At 46.9% G+C, this 6,257-nt stretch carries 8 protein-coding genes and 1 pseudogene; all 9 read right to left on the reverse strand.

Annotated features, from left to right (window positions below):
* On the reverse strand, window positions 1-888 hold an 888-nt coding region (locus IQ242_RS13820), incomplete at its 3' end, for a hypothetical protein (RefSeq protein WP_193960360.1).
* 13 nt (window positions 889-901) lie between these two features.
* A complete protein-coding gene (locus IQ242_RS13825; RefSeq protein ID WP_052275915.1) occupies window positions 902-1,441 on the reverse strand; it encodes a phage tail protein in 540 nt (179 codons plus the stop codon).
* A 21-nt stretch (window positions 1,442-1,462) separates the two neighbouring features.
* A pseudogene (locus IQ242_RS27155) lies at window positions 1,463-1,600 on the reverse strand (DUF6760 family protein); the annotation flags it as partial.
* 20 nt (window positions 1,601-1,620) lie between these two features.
* Window positions 1,621-1,983 carry a hypothetical protein gene (locus IQ242_RS13830; RefSeq protein ID WP_002770407.1) on the reverse strand — a complete coding sequence of 121 codons (363 nt, stop codon included), beginning with the start codon at window positions 1,981-1,983 and terminating at the stop codon, window positions 1,621-1,623.
* Window positions 1,984-2,009: 26 nt separating this feature from the next.
* Entirely contained in the window at window positions 2,010-2,438 is a 429-nt protein-coding gene (locus tag IQ242_RS13835) for a phage tail protein (RefSeq protein WP_193960361.1), read from the reverse strand.
* 49 nt (window positions 2,439-2,487) lie between these two features.
* Window positions 2,488-3,615: a phage tail sheath subtilisin-like domain-containing protein gene (locus IQ242_RS13840; RefSeq protein ID WP_193960362.1), complete on the reverse strand. Its 1,128-nt coding sequence runs from the start codon at window positions 3,613-3,615 to the stop codon at window positions 2,488-2,490.
* 14 nt (window positions 3,616-3,629) lie between these two features.
* Complete coding sequence (locus IQ242_RS13845) at window positions 3,630-4,874, reverse strand: phage tail sheath subtilisin-like domain-containing protein (RefSeq protein ID WP_193960363.1); 1,245 nt, start codon at window positions 4,872-4,874, stop codon at window positions 3,630-3,632.
* Between the two features lie 576 nt (window positions 4,875-5,450).
* Window positions 5,451-5,672, reverse strand: a complete 222-nt coding sequence (locus IQ242_RS13850) for a hypothetical protein (protein WP_193960364.1) — start codon at window positions 5,670-5,672, stop codon at window positions 5,451-5,453.
* A 58-nt stretch (window positions 5,673-5,730) separates the two neighbouring features.
* On the reverse strand, window positions 5,731-6,257 hold a 527-nt coding region (locus IQ242_RS13855), incomplete at its 5' end, for a transposase family protein (protein WP_193960365.1).

Raw genomic sequence — 6,257 nt, forward strand, 5'->3', positions numbered from 1 at the left:
GTTTTTTCTGAATACTAAAGGATTGGTTATTGCTTCGTTACTAACTAAAGACTGTTCTTGTTCAATAGCATTAACTTTTGTCTCTGGTTTGAGAGATATTTCTGCTGATTCTGAGTTAGAAGTGGGAGTATTTATTCTTTCAGTAATTGTTCTCAAAGGTAAAGTAGATTCTCCCGAAGTAGCGGGTAGGAAATCTATCTTCCTTTCTTTAGATGCTTCGACTGGCTGGTGCAAATTTTGGCGCAACAACAAGGAATTTGGTGTGCTTAAATTGCTTACTTGAATCTGTTTTAATTCAACTATAGTAACTTTTATTTCTTCCTCTTTTGGCGCAACTGTTCTCTGTGGTTGATCTAAGGTAGCCGCTGGCTTGGAGTCAGGATTTGATACCGTTACACTTTCAACAATTGTCCTCAAGGATGGGCTATTTTTTTCAGAAGTGTTTGCTGGAGTCTCTATCTTCTCAGAGGAATTTACTTGTTTACTTAAAGAATTAGAATCTGGTGCTAAGGGAACAGCTTTGCGACTGAGGCGAAAAGTTTGACCGGCTTGGGAATCAGAAATCTTTTCTATTGGTGGCGCAATCTTCTCCTGATATATCCGTTCAGATAACATTGCTGAAGACAATTGGCTAGTGAGGTTCGGTTCGGTTGTAATTGGCTGCACTGGCGAAGCCAACATTAATTCCGTACCGCTACCTGGTTCACTCTCACCAAAAGCATAACGAGATTGCCACCTTTCTAGGAAACGGGAACGCTGAACCATCCAGCTTGGAACTCGTGCTAATTGAGTCTGGAATTGTTTTAGGTTAATCACCCCAACAGGTTCACTCTGACGGCGAAGGAGACGCTCTACCAGAACAGATTTTTCATCAGGAGAATCGACCATCTTATACACCTTTTTAGAAACCAATATTGACAGATGCACTCAGTTCAGCGGCGATTCCTCCTACCAAACTGCTCACGCTAGGACGGCTGAGTCCTCGGTGAAATAATTCGACACTTTCAAAGGCGACGTTGCCTGAATCTGCTCGCAATTCTGGGCCAGTCCACTTATAGGGAAAAGCTTCTTTAAAGTTCCACCAAATGACCGGGATGCGCTGCTTGTTCAGCAAATAAATTGTGCCGTTTTGGCGTTCAATCTTGCCTTGGACTACATCTTGATGCCAACTCCATAGTCCATCAATCGGGGTAAGTCCGTGCTTGAGAATCAAAGCTGGGGATTTACTGCGCCCGGCAAAGCGATGTATGTAGTCATTGACACCGCCTTCCTGGTACTCTTCAATAGTAGTTTCTACCTGCAAACCGCTACATTCAGAGAACCCTCCTGCCAAAATTCCTTCAATCTCGACCAAAAAATTGAAGACCTGATAGGGATCGCTGCGAATTCCCAAAAGATTGGTCGCCAAACTGAAAGCGGCGTTTAAGCCCAAGGATGACATCGGTTATTTCCTCCTGTTTGCTCAAGTTTGTTCGTTAAAACGCTGGTTGATCTTGGCGATTTCTGCCACCCACTGCTGGCGTTCTGGGTGTTCCAATCCCAGAATGTGTTCCGGCTGCCAGTGAAAGTGGTAGGCGATGTAGGCTACCTCCTCATAAAGCCGTTCGAGGGGGTAGCGTCTTACTCCCCCAAGCTAGTGAGTTCCACGTCAAACTCTTTTTCGCAGTAAGGGCATTGGGTATGAACCCGGTTGTGACCATTTTGATTGATGCGGCAGTAGAGGTCTTGTAAGTAAGCCAAATCTGCCGCATACAGTCCTTCAATCACCTTCGGGTTGATATACTCCAGGCTGCCAAGCTTAGCGATGACCCGCGACAGCAGGACGATCAGCAGATAAGCTTGGTTGCTACGGACACGGGGATCTTTGAGGGGGGCAATTTCATCGAAGGCAGTGGCTAGGCGCATCACACCTTCCCGATGCAGGTTGCCTTCCCCATCTATATACCCTAGGGGTAAGGTAAAGGGAAATTCAGTCTGGAGCATGATTGGGTGATCAGTTTAGCCGGGGATTAAGCTTTAACCATTTCTTCGTGGACAATTTCTAGGGTTTCAATCGCTACTTCATTGCTGGTGGCATTAAAACTCGGACCTGTCCATTTAGAAGGCCAGGCTTCCCGCAAATTCCAGCGCAATTTTTCTTCCTGCGCTTCGTTGAATAGGACAATCGAGACATTTTTGCGGGTGGTTTTCCCACCAATCACGGTTTGTCGCCATTCCCAGAGGGTCTTGGAATCGGTGATGCCCCGTTTTAAGGTAATGGGCGCGAATTTATTCAAACCGGTCAATTTACGGACGTGGTTGGCATCGGTTCCTTCGCGATAGTCAACGGGATCGGTTGTCGCATCTAGACCGCTGCATTCGCGGAAGCCTGCTTCTTGAATGCCGTCGATTTCAACGCGAAAATTGAAACCTCGATAGGGATCAACTCTGTCAGCCATAGAAAATCTCCTTGTTAAACAGCCAGTAAGACAATTGAATGGTTAGTAATCAAGCGGTTGGGCGAATTTCCACGCTTCCCGCCCGATGAACGATCCGAATCACGAGAAACTCAGCAGGAGCAGCAGTTGCTAAACCAATTTCAGTTAGCACCTCTCCTTTTTCTCGGAGGTCGGTCGGGTTAGTTTCAGCATCGCACTTGACATAGAATGCCTGGGCTGGGCTGGCTCCCTGGAGTGCCCCTGACTGCCACAGTTGGGTTAAGTAAGCACTCAGTTCTCGCCCAATTCGCACCCACAAGCGGGGGGAATTGGGTTCAAAGCTTGCCCAGCCCAGATTTTGGTCGATCCACCGCCCCAAGGTGAGGAATAGCCGCCGGACGTTGAGATAACGCCAGTTGGGAGCTTGACTGAGGGTTCGCGCTCCCCAGACGCGCAGGCCACGACCGGGAAAAGCCCGCAGGCAGTTGATACCTAGAGGATTTAACTCATCTTGAAGGGAATTGTTGATCGCCACTTGCAAATCCAGGGCATCCTCAATCTCTTCATTAGCTGGGGCTTTGAAGACACCCCTAGCGCGATCGCTGCGGGCAAAGATACCAGCAATATGACCGCAGGGGGGAACCCAACGCCCTTGGGTATTTTTCAGCCAGGGATAGTAGAGAGCGGCGTTAATCGGTTCGGGTTGGCCGCGGACAATTGCCTCTTGCTGCTTTTTGACTGTCGCTAGAGCATCGAGAATGGCAAAGCGATCGCCCTGTTGGGCGCATTGTTGCAACATTGCCTGTTGCACTTGGATAATGGCACTTTCATCCGTCAGCTTCATAGCATCGGGAACTGCCAGTAAGTCCAAATCCTTCAGGGGAGCGAGAGACGACAAAGCCGCTTCTAAGGCTGATTTTGGCTCTTGATTGGAGTCTGCTCGCACTACATAACAGCGAGTACCCCCATTAGCAAAGAAGCCAGTCACTGCCTCTAATAGATAGCCTTGGGCGATAAATTTTTCGCTGAATTCTTCCTGACGGTGTAATGCCAGCGGGGTGTTGACTGGGAAATCCTTCTCTGATGGCTTAGCCTGAAAGAAGCCGACGAATCCAGGAATGCCGGTGGGCAGCTTGGCTTCTGGTTGGCGGAAGCTTTCCTCTCGATAGACACCTGGCGTTTTATAGGCGATCGCCATAGCTCACCTCTTTTTTAGCTGGTTTGGGCCATCTGGCTGATGCGGAAGATGACAAATTCAGCCGGACGAACAATCGCCACGCCAATTTCCGTGACGACTTGGCCCAATTCGCGCAACTCAGGCGGATTGTTTTCGGCATCGCACTTGACGTAAAACGCCTCCTGGGGTGTATTGCCAAACAAAGCCCCCGAGCGCCAGACATTGGTAAGGAATGCCGAAACGTTGCGGGTAATTTGTTGCCAGAGGGCGGGAGTATTCGGCTCGAAGACCACCCACTGGGTGCCTTCGTCAATCGATTCCCGCAGAAAGAGCAGGGTGCGGCGGACGTTGATGTATTTCAAGTCAGCATTGTCATCGCCGCCGACGGTTCTGGCTCCCCAGACTAGGATGTTGCCATTGAGGACGCGGATGCAGTTGACTCCTTTAGGATTCAAGTTATCCTGGTCAGCTTTACTGAGGGGCTGGCTCACGTCTTGCGCGCCAAAAATTACCTCATTGGCGGGTGCTTTGAAGACTCCCCTCTCGTTGTCAACGCGAGCATAGACTCCTGCTAGATGTCCACTAGGGGGGACAATTAGCGACCCATCACCACTAGGATTTTGTAGTTTAGTCGCTGGGTCAAAAACCTTGATCCAGGGGAAATACCAGGCGGCCAAATCGGTTCTTTTCGGCATGACTCCTGAGTCAGCCGGAATTTTCGTCAGAGTGGTTAAATCGGCAGCCGTCGGGGGGCCATCTAGAATAGCAAAGCGATCGCCAGTGGCTTGACAATGAGCTACCACTTTATCTCGGATCGCGTCATCGGTGTTTCCTGGGATTGCTACCAGTGAAATTGGATCGATCGCGGCAAAAGCTTTGAGAGCATCATCAAGTTGTGTATTGTCAACAATCCGCACTACATAGCAACTGCTGCCGCCATTGTTGAAAAATCCGTAAACTGCGTGAGCCAGGTGTTGGTGTCCAGGATCAATGGCAGGATTGTCATCTGCCGTTGGTGCCTTTGTTTCGTCGCCGATTAGATCGCCAAAGAATTTGGTAAATTGGGTCCAATTGGTAATCAATTTAGCTATCTTGGCTGGCGGTGGCGCAAAGTCCACAAACTTAGTGCCTCCTGGCGTTGTCGGATTTTTGGCGACCAGGTGGATTTTGTCTGGTACAATTCCAATAAATCCGGGGATGCTGGTGCCAACTCCGGCGATCGCTTTAACGGCTGAAGGTACTTCTTCAACATAAACGCCTGGAGAAAGATATTGAGGCATAGCCCTCTCCTTAACAAAATATTTGCTTAATCTCCATGCTAGCACTTTTGGTCTATTGGGCGTTGTCAGATGTAAAGATGAATCAAGCAAAAGTGTAGGGAACTGGAACATCCTTAAACTTAACCGACATTCCGCACATCTTCATAGACTTTTATGTATTTCCCACATTCCGCACCCTCAACTGTCACATTGAAAATTTTATCTAAATCGTCAAAATGATTGCCGGCTCTGAATTACAGGCTAATTTGTTTGCCCAGCAGCTGCACAATTAGCCCTAAAAATCTGATAGCTCTGATACCAAATTATTGAGAGAAACTCTCATTAAGCTGGCGACCGCTGACTAGAGTGTGACACTTCATAATTCTTAGTAATCGCTAAAAGTCTTACTATACAAGGGCTAGAGCAACTTTTTATTTCAACGACTAGGGTGCGGAATGTGGGTTGGTGTCACATAAGTAGGGAGGCACAATTATTTGTAGGATGGGTTAGCGGTAGCGTAACCCATGCGGGCGTTGGGTTTCATCTTCAAACCAACCTACGTTCATCTTATATTTAATTCCACCCACCCACTTAAAATCATCGGTTTTCTTCTCGCCATGCTGTTTGACGGATAGATTTAGGAGTAATATCCCTGTCTTCCCACAATCGTGCTAGGGCAAAAAAGTCTTGCTCGTTATCAGATAATGTTGTTTGATCTTCGATGATTTCTACAGAGTCAACAAAATCTAAAGCAGTTAAAATTTTAGAGAGTGTTTCGGTTTTTTCTTGGTCACGAATGTGTACCATTAGTTGTTTCATAGTAGGGTATTTTGCCTTGAGTTAGTATTAATGATCATTAGATCTCTTGCAAAAGTAATCAAGATATATATTTTTGTCGGTAACGAAGTTCGTAATTGTAGATACCAGCAATCAAATTCAATCTCAGACCAAATCGCCGTCGGCGATTTCTGTATCTTGATGAAAGTATCCGAAATATTTTGAGACGACGATGAATATGTTCTATAACTAGGCACCGTTGTGATAACTGACGATTGGCTTTTTTTTGCTGTTTACTTAGTTTTTCTTTTTTCTTTTTTTTATGAGGAATCTGACTGTTTTGATGGATTTTCTGAATCCCTTGATAGCCTTTGTCCCCTAATATTTCTATTTCCTTATTTAACCCTATTTTGCTCTCTTTCCACAGTCGAAAATCATGGACTCTTCCTTTCTCACAACGGACACAGATTACCTGCTCGCTTTTTTGGTCGCAACGCGCTCGCTGCGCGAGATCGGCAACGACTTGCGACTTTAATGTGTGGTATCCCTGCTTGCCACTATAGTATGATTTCTGTTTTTTTTTGGGTCTTTCTATCTCATGTTCTGACACATCCACCACTATTACTT

The sequence above is a fragment of the Microcystis sp. LEGE 08355 genome, from assembly GCF_015207185.1.
GTDB classification, from domain to species: domain Bacteria; phylum Cyanobacteriota; class Cyanobacteriia; order Cyanobacteriales; family Microcystaceae; genus Microcystis; species Microcystis panniformis.